Origin of the sequence: Brevundimonas sp. Leaf280 (assembly GCF_001422455.1) — a bacterium.
In the GTDB taxonomy this organism is placed as follows: Bacteria; Pseudomonadota; Alphaproteobacteria; order Caulobacterales; family Caulobacteraceae; genus Brevundimonas.
This window is the reverse complement of sequence record NZ_LMNC01000003.1, coordinates 403877-428666: the sequence shown is the minus strand read 5'-3', so window position 1 is coordinate 428666 and position 24790 is coordinate 403877. Positions and strand designations below refer to the sequence as shown.

Genomic DNA, 24790 nt, shown 5'->3' with positions numbered 1-24790 from the left:
TGCGTCACATCAAGCGCTTCTTAATAACCTTAATGCAGGTTGGGGTGCGGATCACGCTCGTGGTCCGGCGTCCGTTTGTGCGCGAGGAACCCCGGAATGCCCGCCAAGAGGCTGTTTGTATCCACCGCCGTCATGGCTTTCGCCGCCGCTGCAAGCGTGCCGGCGATCGCGCAGTCGACGGGTTCGGGCGGCGCGTCGCGCTTCCAGCAGGGCTATGGCGGCGCGCGAACGGCCGCCAATACGGCGGCGACCGGCTATACGCGTGACGCCAACGGCAATCGTCTGATCGTCAACGGCATCATCCAGTCCGGCGCTTCATCCTATTCCAGCCAGTCCGGCGGCGCGGCCTCGGCCTATGCCGGCGCAGGCGCGTCCAGCAACGGCGGCACGACCATCGGCGGCTCCACCGCCATCGGCAATCAGCTGAACGTGGTGGTCCAGGGCAGCCGCAACACCGTCATCGTCAATTCGACCCAGACCAATACCGGCGCCATCAACGCCGGTACGGCCCTGAACGGGAACATCAACCTGCCATGAGCCGCCGTCATCTTATAAAGGGGTCCGCCGCCGTCTCGGCCGTCGCCCTTCTGCTCGCCGGCTGCGTCAGCCCCGTCGCGGGTCCGTCGGGGCAATATGCGACGCCGATCGGCAATGCGCCGGTGACCGCCAACCCGACCCCCTATTCCGCCGCGCTCTATTGCCTGGCCGACTACGCGCGTCGTTACAACCTGCCCTCGCCACGCATGGCCGTGGGCCGGATCAGCGACTACACCGGCACGGTGTCGTCCGATGGCGGCCGCCAGATCACGGGCGGCGCCTCGCTGATGGCGAACTCGGCGCTGGCCAAGGCCGGCGCCCGCATCGTCGAACGCTACGACACCTCGGTGTCCGAGCTTGAGCTGCGCTACGCCAACAACAAGCTGATCGGCGACCAGGCTCCCGACGCCAAGGGGCCCGAAGACACGCAATACCGCCGCATCCTGGCCGGTCAGGTGCCGGGCTCGGACTTCTATGTGGTCGGCGGCATCACCGAGGTGAACTACAACATCCGCTCCGGCGGCTTCGACATCGCCGGGGGCGAGGTCGACAGCAACCGCCCCGGCTCGGGCATCGTCAACCACCGCGTCTATGTGATGAACATCGCCATGGACCTGCGCCTGGTCCAGACAACCACGCTCGAAGTCGTCGACGTCGTCTCCTATCAGAAGCAGATCATCGGCCGCGAAATCTCGGCCGGCGTGTTCGACTTCCTGAACGGCAACGTCTTCGACATCTCGGCCGGCACGGGCGGGATGGAGCCGACGCAACTGGCCGTCCGCGCCCTGGTCGAACGGGCCACGGTCGAGTTCATGGCCAACCTCTATGGCGCGCCAGGCCCCGAAATCTGCCTGAACCCCGCCAACGACCCGCTCGGCGATTCCACGGTCGGCCCGACCGGCGGCTATTATCCGGCCTATCCCACTCAGGACACCAACAATGGCCAGACCCGCGCCGATCCGTCTCGTTGGCATGATGGCCGCGACGGCGACGTTCGCCGCACTCGCCACTGAGGCGAGCGCCCAGCAAACGCCGACCTGCGATCCGCAAGCCGGCGAAACCTGCTCCAGCACCCAGACGCAGACTGGCGATGTCACCGGCCTGGTGGATATCGACCTGTCCGTCGATCAGGTGACCGTCAGCACAAACGCCCAGGGCAATGCGCTTGCGGGCGGGGTCACAGCCGCCTCCGCGGGCCTGGTCTCGCGCCAGTCGATGACCGGCGCGACGGTGGCCCGCAGCAATGTGGTCGTGAACGGCGAGGCGGACGGCCAACTCAGCGTCGATACCACCGCGCGCGGGAACTATCTCGGCGTCACCACCAATGGCGCGACCTTCGCCGTGGACGCCAGCCAGTCCGCGACCGGCGACCGGGTCGAGGCCGGAACCTACGTTCAGGCGCCGAACGGCCGCGTGCTGCAAGGCGGTTTCGCGACCAGCACCGCCGTCGCCAACACCGTCGCCCTGGGCGGCCCCTCCTCGTCGCTGACCGGCGTCATCGACCAGAGGGCCCAGACCACCGTCTTCGCCGAGACCGTCGCCGACGTTCAGTACATTCCCGCGCCCGCGACCTTCTCGTCCCAGGCCGTGGCCAATGCGGTTCAGACCAACACCACCGGCGCGTCGCACCAGGATCTGGCTATCCGCCAGTCGAACGCCGCTTCGACGACCGAGGCGCGCACCGATGTCTATGTCGACAACGGCTGGGACCTGACGGTCGGCGCCAATGCTGGGGCGAACCAGGCGATCACCGCCAACGCTGGCGGCTCCATGCTGATCCAGACGGACCAAGCCAACGCCGGCCGCGTCCGCGCCGACGCCCGCGTCCAGACCAACCTCCAGGGCCAGACGGTTCTGGCGGCCCGCAGCGTCGCCAACGAGACGGTCGCCGGCAACAATGACATCTATCTGAAGCTAGACAACACACAGCTGAACACCGGCGGGGTCGAGGCCAACGCCACCTATGTCGGCGTCAACGGCTATGACGCCTATGTCGGCTCCGACGCGGTCGGCAATGCGGTGACGGGCTATGCCTGTTCCCAGTGCGGCGGAGACGTCAACGTCAACAACACCCAGACCAACAGCGGCAATGTCACCGCGACCACCAACGCCACGGTCTCGTCCGGACGCACCGCCGTGGTGGGCGCCAACGCCGTCGGCAACAGCGCCAGCTTCTACATCAGCCGCCCCGGCGGCTGATCCGAACATGACAAGTCGGTAAGGTTCGCCAGCCCCGCTTGTGGCGAAGGCAAGCACCCTTTACACATCCGGCATCGCGCCATCGGGGGTTGCGGTTTCGGAGTGATATTATGCGTTCTGCGCGCCATCTGCTGCTTGTCGCCGTCTCGGGACTGGCCCTGACCACCGGGGCGTTCGCCGCCCCTGCTCTCGCCCAGACCGCGCCGCCCGTTGCGGCGGCCGCCGGTCAGGTCGCGCCGTCCGCCCCCTGGCCGCAGGCCGCCAGCGACATTCCCGCCGATCCGGCCGTCCGTTACGGCCTGCTGCCGAACGGCATGCGCTACTCCCTGCTGCACAATGCGACGCCTCCTGGTCAGGCCTCGTTCCGCCTGCGCATCGACGCCGGCTCGCTGATGGAGCGCGACGACCAGAAGGGTCTGGCCCACTTCATGGAGCACATGGCCTTCAACGGCACCAAGGACGTGCCGGAAAACGAGATGTTGCGCATCCTCGAACGCCTGGGCCTCGCCTTCGGCGCCGACACCAACGCCTTCACCAGCTTCGACCAGACCGCTTATGTTTTGGAGCTGCCAAACACCAAGGATGAGACGGTCGATCCCAGCCTGCACATCTTGCGCGAGATGATGTCGGCGGCCCTGATGGCGCCGGACGCCATCGATTCCGAGCGCGGCGTCATCGTCGGCGAAGAACGGACCCGCGACACGCCGCAACTGCGCGTGCTGAAGACCCAGCTCGGCCTCCTGGCGCCCGGCCAGCGTCTGTCGGAACGTCTGCCGATCGGCGACCTCGACATCATCCGCACCGCGCCGCGCCAACGCTTCGTCGACTTCTACGACGCCTACTATCGCCCCTCGCGCGCCACATTCATCGCCGTGGGCGACTTCGACGTGGATGCGATGGAGGCCAAGGTCCGCGCGACCTTCGGCGACTGGAAGCCGACCGCCGCCGATGGTCCCGAGCCCGACTTGGGAACCGTCGCCCCGCGTCAACCGCAGACCAGCATCCTGGTCGAGCCGGGCATCCAGTCCTCCATCCAGATCAACTGGATCAAGGCTCCGGACCTCAGCCCCGACACGGCCGCCGAGCGCGCCGCCGACGTCCGTCGCGGCCTGGGCCTGGCCGTGCTGAACCGTCGCCTGGGCGAGATCGCCCGCGCCGACAACCCGCCCTTCATCGGCGCCGGCGCCGGCTATCAGTCGCTGTTTGATAGCCTGGACGCCGGCACCCTGTCGGTCGCCTTCAATCCCGGCGGCTGGCAGCGCGCGTTGGAAAGCGTCGAGCAGGAAAGCCGTCGTCTGGCTGAATACGGCGTCAGCGACGCCGAGCTTCAGCGCGAGATCGTCAACACCCGCACCGCGCTGCAGAACGCAGTGGCCTCGGCTGCGACCCGTTCGACCTCGGCGCTTGCCAACGGCCTTCTGGGCGCCGTCAACGACGACCAGGTGTTCAGCTCGCCCCAGACCAATCTTGATCTGTTCAACAAGGCCGTCGAAGGCCTGACCGTCGATCAGGTCAATCAGGCGACCAAGGCGGTCTTCGAGGGCCAGGGTCCGCTGCTGCTGTTCAGCTCGCCCGTCCCGGTCGAGGGCGGCGAAACCGCCGTGACCGCTGCGCTGGAAGCCTCGCGCAACACCCCGGTGCAAGCCCGCGCCGCCGAGGCCGAGTTGAAATGGCCTTACGACAACTTCGGCGCCCCGGCGGTCCCCGCCGCCCGTTCCGAAGTCGCAGACCTGCGCGCGACCCTGGTTCGCTTCCCGAACGGCACCTTGCTGAATATCAAGAAGACCGACTTCCGCGCCGATCAGATTCTGGTCAGCGCCCGCACCGGTCTTGGCGAACTGGGCCTGCCTGCCGACACCCTGTCGCCCCTGTCGATGGCCAGCACGGTCTTGGCCCCCGGCGGTCTGGGCAAGCTCAGTCTGGACGAAATGAACCGCGTCCTGAGCGGCCGCACCTATAGCGCGGCGGTCAATCAGGCCGGCGACGCCTATATCTTCGCCGGCGCCACCAAGCCCGCCGATCTACAGCTCGAGCTTCAGGTCCTGGCCGCCTATCTGACCGATCCGGGCCTGCGCGGCGCCTCGTTCGAACAGACCAAGGCCATGTTCCCGCAGATCCTGGCTCAGCTGGGCGCCACGCCGCGCGGCGTCTTCCAACGCGACGCGTCGGGCCTGCTGGCCAGCGGCGACGCGCGTGAGACGACCCCGACCGCCGAACAGATCGCCGCGATCCAGATCGACGACATCCGTTCCGGCGTTCGCTCGGCCCTGGCCCAGGGTCCGGTCGAGATTACCGTCGTCGGCGATGTTGATATCGACGCGGTCATCGCCGCCGTCGGCTCGACCTTCGGCGCCCTGCCCTCGCGCGGTCAGGCGCCCACACCGCCCGCCGGCTCGACGGTGCGCAAGTTCCCGGCCCCGACCGCCACGCCGGTCCAGCTGTATCACACCGGACCCGCCGAACAGGCGCTGGGCTTCGTCGCCTGGCCGACCACCGACCAGGTCGAAGATCGCAAGACCGCGCGTCAGCTGTCGATCCTGTCGGACGTGCTTCAGCTGCGCCTGAACGACGAGATCCGCGAGAAGCAGGGCCTGGCCTATTCGCCCAGCGCCGGCTCGACCGCCTCGGACACCTATCCGGGCTACGGCTTCATCTCGGTGACCGCGGAAACCCCGCCGGCCGCCCTGCCCAAGCTGTTCGAGACGGTGGACGCCATCGCCGCCGACCTGCGCGACAATCCGATCAGCGAGGACGAACTGAACCGCGCCCGTCGCCCGGCCGTCGAGCGCATCCGTCGCAGCATGGCCGACAACGGCTATTGGCTGACCCAACTGTCGCAGGCCCAGAGCGATCCGGCGACGCTGGACCAGACCCGCAACCAGATCGCCACCCTGGAAGCCGTCACCGCCGCCGACCTTCAGGCCCTGGCTCGCCAGTATCTGCAGTCCGACAGCGCCTGGCGCGCCACCGTCACCGCTCAACCGGCGGCTCAGTAACGCATACGAAAAAGGCCCCGGTTCTCGCGAACCGGGGCCAGTCGTCAGGATCGTCGACGGAGAGCCGACGGTCGCCTTATCTCATGTTCCGCCTGATCGGCGGCTGAACGGGCGTGTTTAGGTCCGGTTCAGAAGACCCGGCCGCCGACGCCGCCGTCCAGGGTGATCACCCCGGTCAGCACGGTCGCGCTCTCGACCTGTTCTTCGCGGTATTCCGTGTATTCCTCTTCGCGATACATCGTCAGGATCTTGATCCCGGCGCCGTAGCGACGCAGCAGCGAACGCTCGTTGCAATCCCGCTCTGGCTTCTCGGGCCGGCATTCCAGCTTGCCGCCCGTTCCGTACCACAGCGCCTCATGCTTGCGGCAGGTCAGGGTCGTGCCGTGATCGAAGCTGATGTCGCCGTTGTAGTCGGCGATGGTCGCCTGCAGCCAGGTGCCCGACAGGCAGCGATACAGCTCGCCTTCGAACCCTTCGGCGATCTCGCGGTCCGGCCGCACTTGTGAGGCAGGGTGCGGCACCTGGCGGTCGTCGATGCAGACGGCCTGGATGACGACCCGCTTCATCATGCTGCGGAAGGCGCTGTAGGGTGTGCGCACGGTCTGGGCGATCACGCCCTCGACGGCCAGGCCCTGGATCGTGGTCGGATAGGGCTGATCGACGCTGACATAGGCCGCGCCGCCGCCTCCGCCGAAGCTGCCCGAGAACCCGCCGGCGCGCGCATTGACGTAGGACCGCGCGCCCGAGTTGGCGTTGGCCCCGGCGCCCGCGTTCGCATTGGCGCTCGCGCCAAGGTTCACGTTCACATTGACGTTGGTGTTGATGTTGCCGTTCCAGTTTCCACCGCCGCCAGGACCGCAGTTTCCACCGCCATTGCAGGGCGGCGGCTCAGGCGGAGGCGGCGGCTCGCACGAGGTGCAGGGCGGCGGCTGACAGCCGGACGTGCATTGCGCCAGCGCGGCTCCGGCGCCCGCCGAGACGGCGAGACCGGCCGCCAGGCCCAGCATCCATTTCGTGATCCGCAGCCGCATCGGCGGGAACTCCCAAGCGAATATCGTGTCGGCCGAACAAGATTCCGGCCAATCCTCCCGTCACAAAACCGCAAAAGCCTTTCGTTTCCGTTGATGAGGCCTGCGCTTCGGGATGGCGCAATGCCGCATCCGTCTGCTAGACCGCCCGCACAATGACCGTCCGCGTCTCCATTCGCCTGATTTCGATTAGCCGCCCGGCGTAGCGCTCCCGGGCCTCATGGCCCCGTGCACGCCGGGAAGACCGCCCTGATGATCGGGCGAACGAAGACAGCGACCTAATTTTCAAGACGCCGAGACGACCCATGGCCGACGCCCCCGAAAACACCTCTGAATCCAGCGCCCGCGACTATCGCGACACTGTCTTCCTGCCCGAGACGCCCTTCCCCATGCGCGGCGGCCTGCCCCAAAAGGAGCCGGTCATCCTGGAACAGTGGGGCGACCTTTACGGCGCCCTGCGCGCCGAGCGGCAGCAGCAGAACGCCCCCCTCTACGTTCTTCACGACGGCCCGCCCTACGCCAACGGCGACATCCACATCGGCCACGCCCTGAACAAGACGCTGAAGGACTTCGTGGTCCGCAGCCGGTTCCTCTTGGGCTACGATGTCGATTACGTCCCCGGCTGGGACTGCCACGGCCTGCCGATCGAGTGGAAAATCGAGGAGCAGTTCCGCGCCAAGGGCCGCCGCAAGGACGAGGTGTCCAAGGACGAGTTCCGCCGCGCCTGCCGCGAATACGCCGGCAGATACATCGACCTGCAAAAGGACCAATTTCACCGGCTGGGCATCGTCGGCGACTTCGCCAACCGCTACGCCACCATGGACTTCACGTCCGAAGCCGCCATCGTCGCCGAATTCCACAAGTTCAAGAACTCGGGTCAGCTCTATCGCGGCTCCAAGCCCGTCATGTGGTCGCCGGTCGAGCGCACCGCGCTTGCCGACGCCGAGATCGAGTACCACGACCACGTCAGTCCGACGATCTGGGTCAAGTTCCCGGTCACGGCCATGTCGGACGACCATCCCGACGACCTGCTGGCCTTCCGCTCCAGCACGCCGTCCATCGTCATCTGGACCACCACGCCCTGGACCATCCCGGCCAACCGCGCCATCAGCTACGGCCCCGAGATCGCCTATGGCCTGTATGAGGTCACGGCCATGGAAGAAGGCCTGGAGTTCGCGCCGTGGGCCAAGCCCGGCGACCGCCTGATCCTGGCCGACAAGCTGGCCGAGGAGGTGTTCAAGGCCGCCAAGATCGCCGCCTGGACCCGCGTCTATGACATCAATCCTTCGGGCCTTGAGACCGCCCACCCGCTAGCCGCGCTCGACAGCGGCTACGGCTTCTCCGTGCCCCTGCTGGCCGGCGATCACGTCACCGACGACGCCGGCACCGGCTTCGTCCACACCGCGCCCGGCCACGGCGCCGACGACTTCGAGGTTTGGAAGGCCCACGGTCATCACGAAGTGCCCGACACCGTCGATCCAGACGGCGCCTACTACCCCGGCGTCCCCCTGTTCGCGGGCCTGAAGGTGCTGGAGACCGAGGGCAAGAAGACCGGCAAGTTCGGCCCCGCCAACGGCGCCGTGATGGAGAAGCTGATCGAGGCCGGCAATCTGTTGGCGCGCGGACGACTGGAGCATTCCTATCCGCACAGCTGGCGCTCCAAGGCGCCGATCATCTTCCGCAATACGCCCCAGTGGTTCATCCGCATGGACACTCCGCTGGAAGGGGGGCCGCTGAAGAGCGGCGACACCCTGCGAGAGACGGCGCTGAACGCCATCGACGCCACCGCCTTCCATCCCGTCGCTGGCAAGAACCGCATCCGCTCGATGGTCGAAGGCCGTCCCGACTGGCTGGTCAGCCGCCAGCGCGCCTGGGGCACGCCTCTGGCCATGTTCATCGACAAACAGACGGGCCAGCCCCTGCATGACCCCGAGGTTGACGCCCGCATCGTCGCGGCTGTCGCCGAACACGGCGCCGACATCTGGTTCACCGCGCCCGACAGCGATTTCCTGGGCGCCCACGACCCGGCCCGCTACGAAAAGGTCGAGGACATTCTGGACGTCTGGTTCGACTCCGGTTCGACCCATGCCTTTACGCTCGACCCGCGCCTGCCGGAAAACGGCTACACCGGCGACCGTCCCGCCCACTGGCCCGCCGACCTCTACCTGGAAGGCTCCGACCAGCACCGCGGCTGGTTCCAGTCGTCCCTCCTGGAAGGCTGCGGCACGCGCGGCCGCGCCCCGTTCAAGGCGGTCCTGACCCACGGCTTCACCCTCGACGAGAAGGGGGAGAAGATGTCCAAGTCCAAGGGCAATACGACCGACCCCCTGACCATCATCAAGGAATCCGGCGCCGATATCCTGCGTCTGTGGGTGGCCTTGGTCGACTATTCGGACGACCAGCGGATCGGCAAACAGATCCTGCAGACCACGGTCGACGCCTATCGCAAGCTTCGCAACACCGTCCGCTACCTGCTGGGCGCCTTGGCCGATTTCGACGAGGCCGAACGCCTGCCGCTGGACCAGATGCCGCCGCTTGAGAAGTTCGTCCTGCACCGCCTGCACGAACTCGACGCTCAGGTCCGTGCGGCTTACGGCGAATACCGCTTCCAGGACGTCGTCCGTCCGGTGCTGGAGTTCTGCGCCGGCGACCTGTCGGCCCTGTATTTCGACATCCGCAAGGACGCCCTGTACTGCGACCACCCCGACGCCTTGCGTCGCCGCGCCGCCCGCACCGTGATGGACGAGGTCTTCATGCGCCTCACCGCCTGGCTGGCCCCGCTGACGCCCTTCACCATGGAAGAGGCCTGGACCACGCGCTTCCCGGATGCGGGTTCTAACTGCGCCCGAGTGATCCCCGACACTCCGGGGGAATGGGAGAACGAAACGGCCTACACCAAACTCAAGAACCTGCTTCCCATCCGCGAAGTAGTGCTAGGTAGTTTGGAACTGGCACGACGTGACAAGATGATAGGATCCAGCCTCGATGCTGATGTTCTCATCGTCTTGGATGACCCGGCTTTGATCCAACTGGTTCAAGACGTTGCAGGGTCTGAGAATCCTGACCAGTTCATGGCAGACTTCTGCATCGCCAGTGTCGCAAGGCTGACTCGCGATGACCCTCAAGGTCCCGAAGTGCCATTCAGACTGCCTGAACATGCAGGCATAGGTGCCCTAGTGCGACGCTCCGACAACCCGAAATGCGCCCGCTCCTGGCGCCGGGTCCCCGACGTCGGCTCCGACCCCGCCTATCCCGACCTCTCGGCCCGCGATGCCGATGCGGTTCGGCACTGGGACCAGACGCACGCCTGATCGCACCAAAGTCTCCTCCCCACAGCGTGGGGAGGGGGACCGCGAAGCGGTGGAGGGGTTCTAGACGCCGCTTGAGCGCCGGTATCCGCTGAAGAGCCCCTCCGTCTCTCCGCTGCGCTTCGAGCCACCTCCCCATGACATGGGGAGGAGACGATGCTCAGCCATCGCAATGCCGCTGTCCACTCGCAGCGATTTCAACCACTTGCCGATTTATGTCCCCCGTCTCCCATCCACGAGGTCAAACGGCCCCATAATACCGCCGTCTCGTCGCATGGAGGGCTCGTAAGGCCTGCGACCTTGCGGCGGCGAGAGTGGATGGAACGGGAGCGGTGGTGAAATTCCATCGCGGCGGGGATCGGGGATCGCTGCTCCGACCCGCCCGTCGCAGGCTTATGGGGTTAGGCGATAAGACCGCCACCGCTCGGCGCCCCGAGCTTGCAGGCCAACCACCCGCGCGGAGCGTCATACCCTTCGTCGAAACGGTACTCAAAACTCACACTCCGGGCGAAGGCCCGGCGCTCCGTCCAGCCCTCCAGACTTCGCAGGCCGAACGCCGCGAAGACAAAGCTGTTTTCAGTCCCGCGCGACACTGCGTCATCTTGTCAAACCGCCCCTCGCGCCCCAACTGCAAAGCCTACCCAAATCCCACCTTCGCTCGCGACAGGAGCCCTGATGCCGCATGCCGACAGCCTGATTCTCACCCTGGTCGGGGGCTTCGTCCTCGCCTTCGTGTTCGGCATGCTGGCGCATCGGCTGAAACTGTCGCCACTGGTCGGCTATCTGGTCGCGGGCGTGATCGTCGGCCCCTATACGGGCGGCTTCGTCGCCGACACCGAACTGGCGCCGCAGCTGGCCGAGATCGGCGTAATCCTGCTGATGTTCGGCGTCGGCCTGCACTTCTCGCCCAAGGATCTGATGCAGGTCCGCAAGGTCGCCATTCCCGGCGCCCTGGTTCAGATCGGCGTCGCCACCGTGCTGGGCTGGGGTCTGGGCCGGTTCGTGCTGGGCCTGGGCGATGTCGAGGCCCTGCTGATGGGCTTCGCCCTGTCCGTCGCCTCGACCGTCGTCCTGCTGCGCGCGCTGGAGGAGCGCAGACAGGTCAAGGGCGAGATCGGCCGCATCGCCGTGGGCTGGCTGATCGTCGAGGATCTGGTCATCGTCATCGCCCTGGTCATGCTGCCCATGGTGCTTGTCCCGGCCGGAACCCAGACGGACTTTGCGGCCCTGGGTGCAGACGTCGGCCTGACCCTGCTCAAGGTCGTGCTGTTCGTCGTCGGCATGCTGGTCGTCGGCGGCAAGGTCATTCCCTGGCTGCTGATCCGCATCGCCCACACCAAGTCGCGCGAGCTTTTCACCCTGGGCGTCCTCGCCATCGCCCTGGGCATCGCCTGGCTGGCCTATTTCCTGTTCCACTCGTTCGCGCTGGGCGCCTTCCTGGCCGGTCTGGTGATGAATGCCTCGCCGCTGGGTCACAATGCGGCCGAGCGCTCCTTGCCGCTGCGCGATGCCTTCGCCGTGCTGTTCTTCGTTTCGGTCGGCATGCTGTTCGACCCGATGATCGTGGTGCGCCAGCCGTGGGCGGTCTTGGGCGTGCTGGGCATCGTCATCGTCGGCAAGTCGGTCGCGGCCCTGGTCATCACCCAGACCTTCAAACTGGATCGGCCGACCGGCTTCACCGTCGCGGCGTCCCTGGCCCAGATCGGCGAGTTCTCCTTCATCCTGGCCGCGCTCGGCGTGTCCCTGGGCGCCATGAGCCGCGAGACCCACGACCTGATCCTGGCCGCCGCCCTGCTGTCGATTTCGCTGAACCCCTTCGTCTTCCTGTTCACCGATCGGATGGGCGGCAAGCCGAAGCCGCCCGCGGCCGGCGCGATCCGACCCGCAGCGGCGGACGGCCCGATCACGGATGCGGTTGCGGCGCCCTGAGCCTCTTTCCGCGCCGCCCGCCGCCCGCTATCGTTCGCTCATGGACAAAATCGCCGCAGATCAGGCCGTTCTTCACTATGGCGACGGCGAGTTCGCCGTCTTGAAGCCGGGCCGCTTCGTGCGCTGCGCCGTCACGGACAAACCGATCCCGCTGGAAGTCCTCCGCTACTGGAGCCCCAGCCGTCAGCAGCCCTATTTCGGCCCGGCCGAATTCATCGCGGCCCAGCAAGGCGATCGATGATCCCGTCGCGCCGCGCCCTGCTGACCGGCGCGGGCGCCAGCCTGATCGCCGCGCCGCTAATGGCTGAAGACCGCAACGCCCTGCCGCTGGCCTTGAACGGCGCCTGGCGTCAGGGCGGCTACGCCTTCGGCCGCACCGCGCCGCGCGCTCTGATCTTCGTCGACGGCGAGGCCCTGACCACCGCCTCGACCGCCGGCCTCTTCGTGATCGGCTTCGACCGCGACGCCGGTCCGACCACCCAGGTCGAGGCCCGATCCGGCGACCGGTCCGCCCGACGCACGCTCGACATCGCCCCCTACGCCTTCCCGTCAACCAGCGTGAACGGCCTGGCGCCCTCGACCGTCGAGCCCAGCGATCCCGCTCTGCTGGCCCGCATCCAGCAGGAGATCGCGCTGAAGACGGAGGGCTTCGCCAGCCGCATCGACGCCGACGACTTCAAGGACGGGTTCGTCTGGCCGCTGGAGAGCTACCGGGTCTCCAGCGCATGGGGCGCCCAGCGCGTCCTAAACGGCACGCCCGCCCGGCCGCACTATGGCATCGATCTGGCCGCCCCTCAGGGCAGCGTGATCCGCGCCCCCGCCGACGGCCGCATCGCCTTCGTCCGCCCCGACATGCATTTCGAGGGCGGCCTGACCCTGATCGACCACGGCCAAGGCCTGATCAGCTGCTATCTGCATCAGTCGCGGCTGGATGTGGCGCTGGGTCAGCGCGTCCGGCGCGGCGATGCGCTGGGCCGTGTCGGCATGACCGGCCGCGCCACCGGCCCGCACCTGTGCTGGCGCATGAAATGGCGCGATCGCAACCTGGATCCTTCCCTCATGATCGGTGCGCGTGTTCCAGAAAGTCTAGCCTGATCAAAGGCTCCTCTTGCGAGACTACGCATATCCCCTTAGCCTCGATCAAAGATCTGGCGGGGCCCGATGTTTTCTCTGAAATCGCTGAACGTCCTGCTTGTGGACGACAATCAGAATATGCGCGCCATCGCGTCGGCCGTGCTGCATTCGGCCGACATCCGCAACGTCTATGAGGCGTCCGAGGGCGCCACGGCTTTCGATCTGCTGCGTCGCCACGCGATCGATCTGGCCATCGTCGATTTCAACATGTTCCCGCTGGACGGGGTCGAGTTCACACGGCTGGTCCGCACCAGCCCCGACAGCCCCAATCCGTTTCTGCCGATCATCATGATGACCGGCCATTCCGAACGCAGCCGCGTCTATGAGGCCCGCGACGCCGGGGTGACCGAGTTCATCGTCAAGCCGATCACCGCCAAGGCCGTACTGGATCGGCTGAACGCCGTCATCATGCGACCCCGCCCCTTCATCAAGGCCGATGGCTATATCGGCCCCTGCCGTCGGCGGCGCGATACGCCCGACTACGCCGGGCCTTACCGTCGAGGGTCGGACGCCTCGCGGTCCAACGCCGCATAGACCTTGTCCGGCCAACGCTTGTGGACCCAGAACCAGTCCACGGGATGCTCTTTCACCCGGTCCTCAACGAAGCGATTGGCGGCCTGGATGCCGGCCAGCGTATCGGCCGCCTTGTCCTCGCTTTGATTGACCACGATCGGCTCGTGCGCCGTCACTCGGAAACGCACGCCCGGCAGGCGCACCACCGACAGCGGCAGCATGACCGTGTCGAACTTCAGCGCCAGCCTCGCCGCTCCAGGCGAGGCGTTCACCGGCTGGCCGAAGAACTCCACCTCCGGCCCCTGATTGTATTTCTGATCGACCAACAGGGCGATGGAATCGCCGCGCCTCATCCCCGCCATCAGTTCGCGCGTCCCGTCGCCCTTGGGCGCGAACAGGCGGATGCCGTAACGCTCCCGGCTCTGGCGGATCAGGGCGTCGACGTACGGATTATTGGCGGCGCGATAGGTCACCTGACACGGCACGCCCGAGGCCATGATCACCGCCGCCATCACCTCGAAGTTGGCCAGATGGCCCGAGATCAAAACGGCCGGCTTGCCGCTGTCGCGCAGGGCGTGCAGCCGCTCCATCCCGACCACCTCGACCCGCCCGCCTTCGGGCGTCAGATGATCCATGACCGCCAGTTCGGCGAAGGTCCGGCCCGTCTGATCCCATTGCGCCAAGGCCAGCGCCTCGCGCTCGTCTGCCGGCATGTCAGGAAAGGCGATCCGCAGGTTGCGCATTACCGTCTTCTGCGTGCCGGTCAGCGGCCCCAGCGTGCGCAGCAGCCAGCCGCCCAACCCCGACGCCCGCTCGACGCCCAGCAGGCGCAAAAAGCCGAACAGCGCCTGAAAGCCGAAGGCCTCCAGGCGCCATGCGAAATCCTGCTTCCACGCTTTTGCGCTACCGCCCGCCGTGCGGCTTGAGCGCGTATCTTCACCAGGCAATCGTCAATCCACCGTCCACCACAAGGGTCTGGCCGGTCACATAGGCCGACGCAGGGCTGCACAGATAGACCGCCGTGCCCGCGATTTCATCGGGCTGGCCGATCCTTTTCAGCGGCGCCGGCTCGGTGACCTGCTTCAACAGCTCCGGGTTCTCCCACAGATATTTGGCGAAATCGGTCTGAACCAGCCCAGGCGCAATGCAGTTGACCCGCACGTTCGACGGTCCCCACTCCACCGCCAGATTGCGTACCAGCTGCATGTCCGCCGCCTTGGAGATATTGTAGGCGCCGATCAGGGCGTTGCCGCGAAGCCCGCCGATGGACGAGATCACCAGGATCGCCCCGTCCTTGCGCTCCAGCATCTGCGGCGCGACCATCTGGATCAGCCAATGGTTCGAGATGACGTTATTCTGCAGGATCTTCTCGAACTGGTCGTCGGCGATGCCCGCCATCGGCCCGGCGTAGGGATTGGTCGCGGCATTGCACACCAGGATGTCGATCTGGCCGAAGACGGCGTTGGTCTCATCAACCAGCCGCTGCAAATCCTCCTTCGAGGCGATGTTGGCGGGAACGGCAATTGCGCGTCCCTCGCCATACTTGCCGTTGATCTCGGCGGCGACCTCGTCGCACGGCCCGGCCTTGCGCGACGAGATGACGACCTTGGCGCCATGTTCGGCCAGGCGTTCGGCGATGGCCTTGCCGATTCCCCGCGATGAGCCGGTGATGATTGCGACCTTGCCGGTCAGATCGAACAGTTCCATTGCGTTTCCCGTAGGTTTGGCGGGGATATTTGCAGCCCCGCTCTAGCCGAATGACATTGATAGCCTGATACTCAGGCGATTCCATCCGGGAGTGGCCGACCGCCAGCCGATGCGCAACGTAACAACGGGCTTTCTGTATTTCGCCTATCTGTTCCTCGGCATGACCGTGGGCGCCTTCCTGTGGCGCGCGGGCCTAGGGATCGGCGCAGGCGTGGCCGGAACGCTCGGCGCATTAGGGCTGTTGGGCGCTTTCCACGGCATCGTCACCGGCATCGCCGAGCGCCGCGTCCTGAAAAAGGAAATCGGCCAAGTCCGCGAGGCCCACCGCCTGCTCGCCGATGCGATGGAATCGACCCAGGGCGCCCTGACCGAACTGGCGCACGCCATCGAGACCGGCGTCCTGTCCGACACCGATGCGCTGACCGGCGAGGTCCGGATGCTGGAATCCCTGGTCCAGCAGATGAGCGAAAGCATCGACGAGCGTTTAGCCGCCGCGCCCCATATCGGCGTCGAGACCTTCGAGGGCCGTCGCATGGCGCAGTCGAATGTCCTGCTGCGCACCATCCACGAAGCGCTCAGCGAAGGCCGCGTCGATCTGTATCTCCAGCCGGTCGTTTCCTTGCCCCAGCGCCGGACCATCTTCTACGAGAGCTTCACCCGACTGCGAGACGCTACCGACCGCGTCATGATGCCGGCGGAATATCTGTCTCTGGCCGAGGGCGAGGGCCTTGTGCCCGCGATCGACAATCTGCTGCTGTTCCGCTGCGCCCAGATCGTGCGGCGGCTGGCGCGTCAGGACCGTAAGGTCGGCGTCTTCTGCAACGTGGCTTTGACCTCGCTGGGCGACGAGACCTTCTTCCCGCAGTTCTTGGATTTCCTCAGCGAGAATCGGGACCTGAACCAAGCCCTGATCTTCGAACTGGGTCAGGCGACGTTCGACGCGCGCGGCGCAATCGAGGCCCGCAACATGGCCAAGCTGGCCGACCTGGGCTTCCGCTTCTCGCTGGACAAGGTGCAGACGCTCGACCTCGACTTCGCCGACCTGCAACGCTCGGACGTCAAATTCATCAAGGTCGCGGCAGACCTGATGATCGAACAACTGCTGGACCTGGACGGCGGCGCCCCCTTGCGCTCCATGCCCGACATCCAGGCCGCCGACTTCGCCGCCCTGACCCGCCGCTATGGCGTCGAGGTCATCGCCGAAAAGGTCGAGAACGAACGCCAGGTCGTCGACATCCTGGAACTGGACGTCGGCATGGGCCAGGGCCATCTGTTCGGCGAACCCCGCGCCATCAAGGAACAGGTGTTGGCCGAGACCGACCCCCCGGCCGAGTTCCTGCGCTCCACCCTTCGCAGCGCCGAGCAGCGTCGCCGGTTCAGCTAGACGTGCGTCTTCAGCTTGCTGGTCCGCTAGTCGCGTGCCTGCTGCTCTCCGCTTGCAGTTCGGAGCCGACATTCCTGAGATCTGACCGGTCTCGAACTCTTGAATGCCAGCCGGATGAAGCTGTCGATCTGACGCTGAAAACATTCAGCGGCGGCAAGGTGAGTGAGTTTAGCGGCTCCACACCGAAGCCTATCCAACTGCAGTTCGTGCGCGGAGGGATTGCTGAAGATTACTATCGCGGCAATGGCGTCGAAGCCTGGGTAGACCCGGAAATTCGATTGAAGTTTACCGATGGTCGCCAAATCGGTCCGTGCAACTGACGAGCGTCCGCCACACCTTCTCCATCAAGACGAGAAGGGCTAAGGACCAGCCCATGACCCTCCCCCACGCCCTGCCCCACCTCGGCGCCCTCGCTGGCGATTATGACATCCTGCTCTGCGACGTCTGGGGCGTGATCCATAATGGCCGCGAAAGCTGGGCTGGCCCGTGCGAGGCGCTGACCCGGTTCAACCGCGAGGGCGGCCACGTGGTGCTGATCTCCAACTCGCCCCGCCCAGCCTCGGACGTGATCGCTCAGTTGGATGGGCTGAGCGTGCCGCGTGACGCATGGAAGGCCTTCGTCACCTCCGGCGACGCGACCCGCGCCGAACTGGCCAAGCGCGCGCCCGGTCCGGCCTGGATCGTTGGCCCCGAACGTGACGCGCCGCTGTACGCCGGTCTTGGCCTCGAGCGCGCTGCGTCGCCTGAGGACGCAGCCTTCATCTCCGTCACCGGCCCGGTGGACGACACGGTCGAGACGCCCGAAGACTACCGTGAGCGGTTCGCCGTCGGCGCCGCACGCGATATCGAACTAATCTGCGCCAATCCCGACCGCGTCGTGCAGCGCGGCGACCAGCTGATCTACTGCGGCGGGTCGCTGGCCGACCTGTATGAATCGCTGGGCGGCCGGGTCGTGATGGCGGGCAAGCCCTTCGCCCCGATTTACGATCTGGCGATCAAGGAGGCGGAAGGCCTGCTGGGCCGCCCCGTCGATCGCTCGCGCATCCTGTGCATCGGCGACGGCGTCGTCACCGACGTGATGGGCGCAAATGCGCAAGGGCTGGACTGCCTGTTCATCGCCCAAGGCATCCACGGCGACCAGGCCAAGGGCGAAGACAGCGCGCTCGACCCGGCCCGCGCCGCCGCCCTGCTGAAGGCGGAAACGACCTATGCGCGATACGCCGCGCTCGAACTGAACTGGTAAGGCTCGCCATTTTGTCGCACCGCCGCTAAAGCCTCATCCATGGTCGAATTGGTTCAGCAGCATCCGTCCGGTGGTTACATCCTGGACGAACTTCACGTCGGCATGGCGGCCGAGAAAATCGTCGTCGCGACGGAGGACCGCATTCGGCTGTTCGCCGAGGCTTCCGACGACTTCAACCCGGTGCATCTGGATGAGGCCTTCGCCTCCAAGACCGCCTATCGCGGCCGGATCGCTCACGGCCTGCTCAGCGCCTCGTTCGGCTCTGCAGTGGTCGGCACCATCCTGCCGGGCGCCGGCTCGATCTACATTTCCCAGACCCTGGCCTTCCATCAGCCGGTGCGGATCGACGACGTCGTGCGTATCCTGATCACCGTGATCGAGGTCGAGCCCGAGAGCGCGCGGGTCAAGCTCAGCTGCGAAGGCTTCGTCGGCGAGACCATGATCATGGACGGCGTCGCCGTCGTCCGCGTCCCCCGCCGGCGCAAACCGTCCCAGCGTTGATGCAGATTGCGCGTATTTGGCGCGACTGGCGCGAGGTGCCGGACGCGCTGAAGGGCGCGGCGGTCGCCGTCGGCGCCTTCGACGGCGTGCATCGCGGGCATCAGGCCGTCATCGCCGGCGCACGTGACGCAGCAGAACGGCTGAGCGCGCCGCTGGGCGTCGTCAGCTTCGATCCGCATCCCCGCCGCTGGTTCCAGAAGGACGCCGCACCCTTTCGATTGATGACGGCCGATCAGATTGCCGAGGCCCTGGCGCCGCTGGGTGTGGACATCCTGTATCTTCTGCCTTTCGACGCCGAAATGGCCGGCATGACAGACGCCGCCTTCGCCGAACGGGTGCTAGCCGAGGGTCTGGGCATTCGCCACGCCGCCGTCGGGTTCGACTTCACCTTCGGCAAGGGCCGATCCGGCTCGCCCGAGGCCTTGCGCGCCTATGGCGAGAGGCTGGGCTTCACCGTTTCTGTCGCCGAACGGCTAGATGACGCGGACGGGCTGAAACTGTCGTCCAGCGCCGTTCGCGAGGCCTTGAAGGCCGGCGACATGGCCCGCGCCGCCGCCATCCTGGGCCGCCCCTTCGCCATTCGGGGCGAGGTGATCCACGGCGACAAGCGCGGCCGCACCATCGGCGTGCCGACGGCCAATATCGCGCTCGGCGACTACATGCGCCCCGCCTACGGCGTCTATGCGACCCGCAGCCGATTGCCGGACGGGCGGGTGATCGACGGCGTCGCCAGCCTGGGCGTGCGTCCCATGTATGCGCTGGAGACCCCGCTGATGGAGGTCTGGCTGTTCGACTTCGACAGCGACCTGTACGGCCAGACGCTGGACACCGAGTTGGTCGCCTGGCTGCGTGGCGAGGAGACCTTTGACGGTCTCGACGCCCTGAAGACCCAGATCGACGCCGACGCGGCGGCGGCGCGGTTTGTCCTCAGCCGATCATAGGGGCCGAAGCTCCGCTGCGAACCGCTTCCAGTTCTGCACATAGTGTTCGGCTGACATTTGCAGCACGGCGATTTGCGCCGGGTCACGCTCCCTCACCACCTTGCCGGGCTGGCCCACGACCAGACTGTTGTCCGGGATGATCTTGCCCTCTGTGATCAGCGCGTTGGCCCCGATGATGCAGTTCCGGCCGATCTTGACCCCATTCAGCACCACCGCCCCGATGCCGATCAGGCTGTAGTCCCCAACCTCGCAGCCATGCAGCATCGCCTTGTGCCCCACCGTCACGCCGCGCCCCAGCGTCAGCGGCGACCCCATGTCGGTGTGCAGCACGCTGCCGTCCTGAATGTTGCTGTCAGGCCCCACGGTGATCGGATCGTTGTCCCCCCGCAGCACGGCGCCGAACCAGACACTGGCGTTGGAATGGAGAATCACGTTCCCTATTACCGATGCGCTTGGCGCCACCCAGTATTCGCCCTGCGGCGGAAGCTGTGGTTTGCTGTCGCCCAAAGCGTAAATGGTCATCTGTACACCGCCTAATCTTTGAAAAACGAGGGCTTTAACGGATCGCTAACCACGATAGCATCATTCTGTTGATGCGATTCGTGGGTCGCCATTTCGGCCCCGGATCCGAAACCGGATCAAGCCCGATCCGGTCATCAAGTCGGGGCTTTCGCGTGGCGCGTTGGGATCCTGGTTCGGTTGTTCGGCGGCGGGCGCACCCCGTTGCAGACGGCCCTGCTGTCGATCCGGGCCGCCGCTGTGCAGGCCGCGACCTCTTCCTCCCCAAGACCATCCAAGGCGGCGCCCGTTCGGGTCCGCCTTTTTTCATGCCCTGGAGGCGTCCATGACCAAGCGTGCTGCAACCAAGCGTCAAACGCGTGAACACGGAATCCTGGATTCGCGTGATTTCATGGAGGAGTCGAAAGTTCGCCGGCTTCACGCCCCGCATAACGAACGATCAGGATGGTCGCCCTATCCTTCGAACGACGACCGCGAACAAGGCTATCTGAAGACGCTGAAGCCCAAGTCCGAGGGCCAGGGCGAACTGATGGAGGCTATCGACCACCACAATCTGGTCATGGCGCTGGGTCCGGCAGGCACAGGCAAGACCTACCTCGCCGTCGCCAAGGCGGTCGAGGCGCTTGAGGCCGGAAAGGTCGGCCGCATCGTCCTGAGCCGTCCCGCCGTCGAGGCCGGCGAATCCATCGGCTTCCTGCCCGGCGACATGGAAGACAAGCTGGCTCCCTATCTGCGCCCGCTCTACGACGCCCTGTCCGATCGTCTGTCGATGAAGCGGGTCAAGGCGCTGATGGCCGAAGGTCTGATCGAGATCGCCCCGGTCGGCTATATGCGCGGCCGCACGCTGAACAACGCCTTCATCGTCGTGGACGAGGCGCAGAACTGCACCTACGTCCAGCTCAAGATGCTGCTGACCCGCCTGGGCTGGCATTCGACCATGGTGGTCACAGGCGATCCGCAGCAGTCGGACCTGCTGCCTGGCATCTCGGGCCTGTCGGACATCTCGGCTCGACTGGAGGCCGTGCCCGACATCGCAGTGGTGCGTCTGGCCGAGCGCGACATCGTCCGTCACCCGCTGGTCGCCTCGATGATCGGCGTCCTGTAAAGCCCGATCCTGCAGCCGGCGCTGGACGGCGTCGGCTGCAGGCGCGTTGCACCGCGAAACCAAAAGCCATTGTCCCCGGGCGCACCGCACCGCTAAAGGTCGGCTCGCGGCTGATGAGGGATTTCGATGCGCGTAGCGATGATTGGGACGGGCTATGTGGGCCTGGTGTCCGGCGCCTGTTTCGCCGACTTCGGCCATGTCGTCACCTGCATCGACAAGGACCCGTCCAAGATCGAACGGCTGGAGCGGGGCGAAATCCCGATCTACGAGCCGGGGCTGGATGATCTGGTCGCCGCCAATGTGCGCGAAGGCCGACTGTTCTTCACCTTGGACGGCGCCGAGGCCATTCGCCGGGCGGACGCCGTCTTCATCGCCGTGGGCACGCCGACGCGTCGCGGCGACGGCCATGCCGACCTGTCCTACGTCCACGCTGCCGCCGAGGAGATCGCCGGCCTGATCGAAGGCTTCACGGTCGTCGTCACCAAATCGACCGTCCCGGTCGGCACGGGCGACGAGGTCGAGGCGATTATCCGCAAGACCAATCCGAAGGCCGACTTCGCCGTCGTCTCCAACCCCGAATTTCTGCGTGAAGGCGCCGCGATCGGCGACTTCAAACGTCCCGACCGCGTCGTCATCGGCATCGACGACATGACCGGCGACACCGGCGGTCGCGCGCAAAAGGTGATGAGCGAACTTTATCGTCCGCTGAACCTGAATGAGAGCCCGCTGCTGTTTGTGGGCCGTCGCACGTCCGAGCTGATCAAATACGCCGCCAACGCCTTCCTGGCAATGAAGATCACCTTCATCAACGAGATGGCCGACCTGTGCGAAGCCGTCGGGGCCGACGTCCAGCAGGTCGCGCGCGGCATCGGCCTGGACAAGCGTATCGGCTCGAAGTTCCTGCACGCCGGCCCCGGCTATGGCGGCTCGTGCTTCCCCAAGGACACTATCGCCCTGGTCCGCACCGCCCAGCAGTATGGCGCGCCGACAAAGCTGATTGAGGCGACGGTCGAGGTCAACGACGCCCGCAAGAAGGCCATGGCCGACCGCGTCGCCGCGACCCTGGGGACAAGTGTCCAGGGCAAGACGGTCGCCCTTCTGGGTCTGACGTTTAAGCCGAACACCGACGACATGCGTGACGCCCCATCACTGGACATCGCGCCTGCCCTGATCGCCGCAGGCGCGACCGTCCAGGCCTTCGATCCCGAAGGCATGCATGAGGCCGCTAAGCTTTTGCCGGACATCCAGATGAAGGACAGCGCCTATGACGCCGTCGTCGGTGCTGACGCTGTGGTCCTCGTCACCGAATGGGACCAGTTCCGCGCCCTGGATCTGGACCGCATCAAGCTGCTGATGAAACAGCCGGTCCTGGTCGATCTGCGCAACATCTATCGACCCGAGGACATGAAGCATCGCGGCTTCCGCTACATGGGCATCGGGCGCGGCTGATGGGGTCGCCGATCCTCGTCACCGGTGCGGCCGGCTTCATCGGCATGCACGTCGCCGAGCGCCTGCTGGACCGGGGCGAGCAGGTGATCGGCGTCGATGTCTTCAACGACTACTATGATCCGCGCCTGAAAGCCGCCCGCGCCGCTCGGCTTGAGGGTCGCGACGGTTTCAGGATGGTCCGCGCCGATATCGCCGACCACGCGCAGATGCGTGCCCTCGTTTCAGACGCCGGGGTCAAGCGGATCGTCCACCTCGCGGCTCAGGCCGGCGTCCGCTACTCGCTCGAAAACCCCTTCGCCTATGAGCGGTCCAATCTGGCCGGCCATCTGTCGATGCTGGAGGCCGCGCGGCACAATGACGTGACCCATTTGGTCTATGCCTCGTCCAGTTCGGTCTATGGCGATCGGCCGCTGGAGGGTTCGGGCTTTCGTGAAGACGATCCGACGGTCAATCCCGTCTCGCTCTACGCCGCGACCAAACGCTCGTGCGAACTGATGAGCCAGAGCTACGCCAAGCTCTACGGCTTTCCGCAATCGGGCCTGCGGTTCTTCACCGTCTATGGCCCCTGGGGCCGGCCCGACATGGCCTATTTCAGCTTCACCCAGAAGATCGTGCGCGGCGAGCCGATCGAGGTCTATGGCGAAGGCAAGATGGCGCGCGACTTCACCTATATCGACGACATTGTCGACGGCGTGGTCGCCGTGCTGGACCGTCCTCCCGCGCGGGGCGTGCATGAGGTCTACAACATCGGCGACAGCCAGCCCGTCGGCCTGATGGAGATGATCTCCACGCTGGAAACCGCGCTGGGCGTCAGCGCGAACAAGATCATGCGGCCGATGCAGCCCGGCGACGTCACCGCCACCTATGCGGACATTTCAAAGCTGAATGCCCTGTGCGGTTATCAGCCCAAGGCCCCGCTGAAGATTGGACTGGAAAAGTTCGTCGCCTGGTGGCGTCAATACGAGAACGGTTGACGCAAGAAGGCTTGGGGGGCCGATGCGACGCAAAATCTTGCCGGCCGGCGTCGCCCTGCTGCTGTTCGGTGCAACCGACGCCTCGGCCCAGGCTTTGCGCTTGGCTCAGGACTCGCAAATCGACCTCTTCGTTCGCAACCGCGCGGTCGCTGTGCGCGACCGGCCGCAGCCCGCCTATGACCCGCTCGGCATCCGGGCCGGCGGTTTCACGGTCTTTCCTCGGCTTCAGTCGGGCGTCGTCCATGACGACAACATCTTTGCGGCCAAGGACGACCGTCAGCCTGCAACGACCATCCGCCTGACGCCTGAAGTCGTCGTCCGATCCAACTCGTCGCGCCACGCGTTTGAAACCCGCGCCCGCGCCGAGATCGACCGCAACCTCGACTTCGACAGCGAGAACACGACCGACTGGAGCCTGGGCGGCGCCGGTCGTCTCGACGTGGCGCGAGGCGTCGACATCACCTTGGCCGCCGACTACGCCCGCGATCACGAAGCCCGCACGGCCCCCGGCGCCGGCCCCGGCGCTCGCCGCCCGATCACCTTCGATCTGGCTTCCACCTCGCTGGCGGCGACACGCTCGCAAGGTCGATTGCGCCTGTCAGCCAAGGCCGCCGTCCTTCGCTACGACTACCGCAATGGACTGAGCGCTGCCGGCGCCGTCATCGAACAGGACGACCGGGATCGCACCGTCGCCCGCCTGACCGGCCGCGCGGACTACGCCCTCTCTCCCGCGACGGCCCTGTTCTTTCAGGTCGCCCGCGATGACCGCAACTATCGCAAGGTGGCAGGGTCGCCGGAACGATCCTCTTCCGGTCACGAAGCCTTGGCTGGCGTGGACTTCGAGCTGGGCGCGCTGATCCGGGGCGAGGTCGCCGCCGGATACATCCGCCAGGACTTCCAAGACGCAGCCTATGGCGATCTCGACGGCTTCGGCGGTCGTGCGCGCCTGTCGTGGTTCCCCACCCAACTGACGACTCTGACCGCCACCGCGGCGCGCAGCGTCGCGGACACCGGCGTGATCGACTCGGCCGGCGCCCTGCGCACCGACCTGTCGATCAGCGTGGACCACGAACTGCTGCGCAACCTGATCCTGACGGCGGAAACGGCGTGGAGCGAGGACGGCTACAACGGCCTCGACCGCACGGACACGCGCCTTACCGCCGGCTTCAGCGCCGTCTATCGCCTCAACCGTCGCTACGGTCTGACCGCCGGCGTGACCTTTCTCGATCAATCCTCGTCCGGCGCGGCGGCAGGACCGAGCTATCGCTCAACGCGCCTTTCCGTCGCGGTCGTCTCGCAGTTCTGAGTACACGGCCACAGCGC

22 protein-coding genes are annotated in these 24790 nt (G+C 66.2%); 18 read left to right on the top strand and 4 right to left on the bottom strand.

Going from position 1 to position 24790, the window contains the following annotated elements:
* Nucleotides 1-96 precede the first annotated feature (96 nt).
* The 4 genes from hfaA to ASF31_RS08140 all read left to right on the top strand — a co-directional run bounded on the left by hfaA (nt 97) and on the right by ASF31_RS08140 (nt 5732).
* The gene (hfaA, locus tag ASF31_RS08155; protein ID WP_055754167.1) at nt 97-537 is read left to right on the top strand and encodes a holdfast anchoring protein HfaA; all 441 of its coding nucleotides are present in this window, start codon (nt 97-99) and stop codon (nt 535-537) included.
* On the top strand, nt 534-1550 hold the full coding sequence (gene hfaB, locus ASF31_RS08150) for a holdfast anchoring protein HfaB (RefSeq protein ID WP_039247049.1): 1017 nt from the start codon (nt 534-536) through the stop codon (nt 1548-1550). The genes hfaA and hfaB overlap by 4 nt, the downstream gene beginning before the upstream one ends.
* Entirely contained in the window at nt 1477-2736 is a 1260-nt protein-coding gene (hfaD, locus tag ASF31_RS08145) for a holdfast anchor protein HfaD (protein WP_235551284.1), read from the top strand. Before hfaB ends, hfaD begins: the two co-directional genes overlap by 74 nt.
* A gap of 110 nt (nt 2737-2846) precedes the next feature.
* Nucleotides 2847-5732, top strand: coding sequence for a pitrilysin family protein (locus ASF31_RS08140; RefSeq protein ID WP_055754166.1), 2886 nt, complete (start codon nt 2847-2849; stop codon nt 5730-5732).
* A gap of 128 nt (nt 5733-5860) precedes the next feature.
* On the opposite strand, the gene ASF31_RS08135 is transcribed toward ASF31_RS08140, so the two are convergent.
* On the bottom strand, nt 5861-6763 hold the full coding sequence (locus ASF31_RS08135; RefSeq protein ID WP_153923261.1) for a hypothetical protein: 903 nt from the start codon (nt 6761-6763) through the stop codon (nt 5861-5863).
* Nucleotides 6764-7065: 302 nt separating this feature from the next.
* Between ASF31_RS08135 and ileS the strand changes: the two genes are divergently transcribed.
* The 5 genes from ileS to ASF31_RS08105 all read left to right on the top strand — a co-directional run bounded on the left by ileS (nt 7066) and on the right by ASF31_RS08105 (nt 13665).
* Nucleotides 7066-10071, top strand: a complete 3006-nt coding sequence (gene ileS, locus ASF31_RS08130; RefSeq protein ID WP_055754165.1) for an isoleucine--tRNA ligase — start codon at nt 7066-7068, stop codon at nt 10069-10071.
* Between the two features lie 672 nt (nt 10072-10743).
* Nucleotides 10744-11997 (top strand): cation:proton antiporter, encoded by a 1254-nt coding sequence (locus ASF31_RS08120; RefSeq protein ID WP_055754163.1) that lies wholly within the window; start codon nt 10744-10746, stop codon nt 11995-11997.
* Between the two features lie 40 nt (nt 11998-12037).
* Nucleotides 12038-12238, top strand: a complete 201-nt coding sequence (locus ASF31_RS08115) for a DUF2093 domain-containing protein (protein ID WP_055754203.1) — start codon at nt 12038-12040, stop codon at nt 12236-12238.
* Nucleotides 12235-13092 (top strand): M23 family metallopeptidase, encoded by an 858-nt coding sequence (locus ASF31_RS08110; protein ID WP_055754162.1) that lies wholly within the window; start codon nt 12235-12237, stop codon nt 13090-13092. The genes ASF31_RS08115 and ASF31_RS08110 overlap by 4 nt, the downstream gene beginning before the upstream one ends.
* 66 nt (nt 13093-13158) lie before the next feature.
* Nucleotides 13159-13665, top strand: a complete 507-nt coding sequence (locus tag ASF31_RS08105; protein ID WP_055754161.1) for a response regulator — start codon at nt 13159-13161, stop codon at nt 13663-13665.
* Here the strand turns inward: ASF31_RS08105 and ASF31_RS08100 are convergent.
* Together ASF31_RS08100 and ASF31_RS08095 are read right to left on the bottom strand one after the other, a co-directional pair.
* On the bottom strand, nt 13623-14591 hold the full coding sequence (locus tag ASF31_RS08100) for a lysophospholipid acyltransferase family protein (RefSeq protein WP_055754160.1): 969 nt from the start codon (nt 14589-14591) through the stop codon (nt 13623-13625). The genes ASF31_RS08105 and ASF31_RS08100 overlap by 43 nt on opposite strands.
* On the bottom strand, nt 14581-15351 hold the full coding sequence (locus tag ASF31_RS08095; RefSeq protein ID WP_055754159.1) for an SDR family NAD(P)-dependent oxidoreductase: 771 nt from the start codon (nt 15349-15351) through the stop codon (nt 14581-14583). Before ASF31_RS08095 ends, ASF31_RS08100 begins: the two co-directional genes overlap by 11 nt.
* A gap of 109 nt (nt 15352-15460) precedes the next feature.
* On the opposite strand from ASF31_RS08095, the gene ASF31_RS08090 reads away from it, so the two are divergent.
* Genes ASF31_RS08090 through ASF31_RS08075 form a run of 5 tightly spaced genes read left to right on the top strand, consistent with a single transcriptional unit; the run spans nt 15461 to nt 19420 of the window.
* On the top strand, nt 15461-16735 hold the full coding sequence (locus ASF31_RS08090) for an EAL domain-containing protein (protein WP_055754202.1): 1275 nt from the start codon (nt 15461-15463) through the stop codon (nt 16733-16735).
* Nucleotides 16736-16737: 2 nt separating this feature from the next.
* On the top strand, nt 16738-17055 hold the full coding sequence (locus ASF31_RS14460) for a hypothetical protein (protein WP_156355957.1): 318 nt from the start codon (nt 16738-16740) through the stop codon (nt 17053-17055).
* A 53-nt stretch (nt 17056-17108) separates the two neighbouring features.
* Nucleotides 17109-17978, top strand: a complete 870-nt coding sequence (locus ASF31_RS08085; protein WP_055754158.1) for a TIGR01459 family HAD-type hydrolase — start codon at nt 17109-17111, stop codon at nt 17976-17978.
* A gap of 39 nt (nt 17979-18017) precedes the next feature.
* Nucleotides 18018-18479, top strand: a complete 462-nt coding sequence (locus tag ASF31_RS08080) for a MaoC family dehydratase (protein ID WP_017506733.1) — start codon at nt 18018-18020, stop codon at nt 18477-18479.
* Nucleotides 18479-19420, top strand: coding sequence for a bifunctional riboflavin kinase/FAD synthetase (locus tag ASF31_RS08075; RefSeq protein ID WP_055754157.1), 942 nt, complete (start codon nt 18479-18481; stop codon nt 19418-19420). Before ASF31_RS08080 ends, ASF31_RS08075 begins: the two co-directional genes overlap by 1 nt.
* Here ASF31_RS08075 and ASF31_RS08070 read toward each other — a convergent pair.
* The gene (locus tag ASF31_RS08070) at nt 19415-19942 is read right to left on the bottom strand and encodes a gamma carbonic anhydrase family protein (protein ID WP_055754156.1); all 528 of its coding nucleotides are present in this window, start codon (nt 19940-19942) and stop codon (nt 19415-19417) included. The genes ASF31_RS08075 and ASF31_RS08070 overlap by 6 nt on opposite strands.
* A 310-nt stretch (nt 19943-20252) precedes the next feature.
* Here ASF31_RS08070 and ASF31_RS08065 point away from each other — a divergent pair, with 310 nt between their 5' ends.
* The 4 genes from ASF31_RS08065 (at nt 20253) to ASF31_RS08050 (ending at nt 24773) form a co-directional block, all read left to right on the top strand.
* Nucleotides 20253-21044, top strand: a complete 792-nt coding sequence (locus ASF31_RS08065) for a PhoH family protein (RefSeq protein ID WP_156355976.1) — start codon at nt 20253-20255, stop codon at nt 21042-21044.
* A gap of 126 nt (nt 21045-21170) precedes the next feature.
* Nucleotides 21171-22493, top strand: coding sequence for a UDP-glucose/GDP-mannose dehydrogenase family protein (locus ASF31_RS08060; protein ID WP_055754154.1), 1323 nt, complete (start codon nt 21171-21173; stop codon nt 22491-22493).
* Nucleotides 22493-23467: an SDR family NAD(P)-dependent oxidoreductase gene (locus ASF31_RS08055; protein WP_055754153.1), complete on the top strand. Its 975-nt coding sequence runs from the start codon at nt 22493-22495 to the stop codon at nt 23465-23467. The genes ASF31_RS08060 and ASF31_RS08055 overlap by 1 nt, the downstream gene beginning before the upstream one ends.
* A gap of 22 nt (nt 23468-23489) precedes the next feature.
* The gene (locus tag ASF31_RS08050; protein WP_055754152.1) at nt 23490-24773 is read left to right on the top strand and encodes an outer membrane beta-barrel protein; all 1284 of its coding nucleotides are present in this window, start codon (nt 23490-23492) and stop codon (nt 24771-24773) included.
* Nucleotides 24774-24790: the final 17 nt, after the last annotated feature.

Bases quoted from the DNA above. Each gene is read 5' to 3' on its own strand.
- ASF31_RS08105 (WP_055754161.1), top strand. From the start codon at position 13,159: ATGTTTTCTCTGAAATCGCTGAACGTCCTGCTTGTGGACGACAATCAG.
- hfaB (WP_039247049.1), top strand. From the start codon at position 534: ATGAGCCGCCGTCATCTTATAAAGGGGTCCGCCGCCGTCTCGGCCGTC.
- hfaD (WP_235551284.1), top strand. From the start codon at position 1,477: ATGGCCAGACCCGCGCCGATCCGTCTCGTTGGCATGATGGCCGCGACG.
- ASF31_RS08060 (WP_055754154.1), top strand. From the start codon at position 21,171: ATGCGCGTAGCGATGATTGGGACGGGCTATGTGGGCCTGGTGTCCGGC.
- ASF31_RS08115 (WP_055754203.1), top strand. From the start codon at position 12,038: ATGGACAAAATCGCCGCAGATCAGGCCGTTCTTCACTATGGCGACGGC.
- ASF31_RS08055 (WP_055754153.1), top strand. From the start codon at position 22,493: ATGGGGTCGCCGATCCTCGTCACCGGTGCGGCCGGCTTCATCGGCATG.
- ASF31_RS08075 (WP_055754157.1), top strand. From the start codon at position 18,479: ATGCAGATTGCGCGTATTTGGCGCGACTGGCGCGAGGTGCCGGACGCG.
- ASF31_RS08090 (WP_055754202.1), top strand. From the start codon at position 15,461: ATGCGCAACGTAACAACGGGCTTTCTGTATTTCGCCTATCTGTTCCTC.
- ASF31_RS08140 (WP_055754166.1), top strand. From the start codon at position 2,847: ATGCGTTCTGCGCGCCATCTGCTGCTTGTCGCCGTCTCGGGACTGGCC.
- ASF31_RS08135 (WP_153923261.1), bottom strand. From the start codon at position 6,763: ATGCGGCTGCGGATCACGAAATGGATGCTGGGCCTGGCGGCCGGTCTC.
- ASF31_RS08085 (WP_055754158.1), top strand. From the start codon at position 17,109: ATGACCCTCCCCCACGCCCTGCCCCACCTCGGCGCCCTCGCTGGCGAT.
- ileS (WP_055754165.1), top strand. From the start codon at position 7,066: ATGGCCGACGCCCCCGAAAACACCTCTGAATCCAGCGCCCGCGACTAT.
- ASF31_RS08070 (WP_055754156.1), bottom strand. From the start codon at position 19,942: ATGACCATTTACGCTTTGGGCGACAGCAAACCACAGCTTCCGCCGCAG.
- ASF31_RS08110 (WP_055754162.1), top strand. From the start codon at position 12,235: ATGATCCCGTCGCGCCGCGCCCTGCTGACCGGCGCGGGCGCCAGCCTG.
- ASF31_RS08080 (WP_017506733.1), top strand. From the start codon at position 18,018: ATGGTCGAATTGGTTCAGCAGCATCCGTCCGGTGGTTACATCCTGGAC.
- ASF31_RS08050 (WP_055754152.1), top strand. From the start codon at position 23,490: ATGCGACGCAAAATCTTGCCGGCCGGCGTCGCCCTGCTGCTGTTCGGT.
- ASF31_RS08120 (WP_055754163.1), top strand. From the start codon at position 10,744: ATGCCGCATGCCGACAGCCTGATTCTCACCCTGGTCGGGGGCTTCGTC.
- hfaA (WP_055754167.1), top strand. From the start codon at position 97: ATGCCCGCCAAGAGGCTGTTTGTATCCACCGCCGTCATGGCTTTCGCC.
- ASF31_RS08095 (WP_055754159.1), bottom strand. From the start codon at position 15,351: ATGGAACTGTTCGATCTGACCGGCAAGGTCGCAATCATCACCGGCTCA.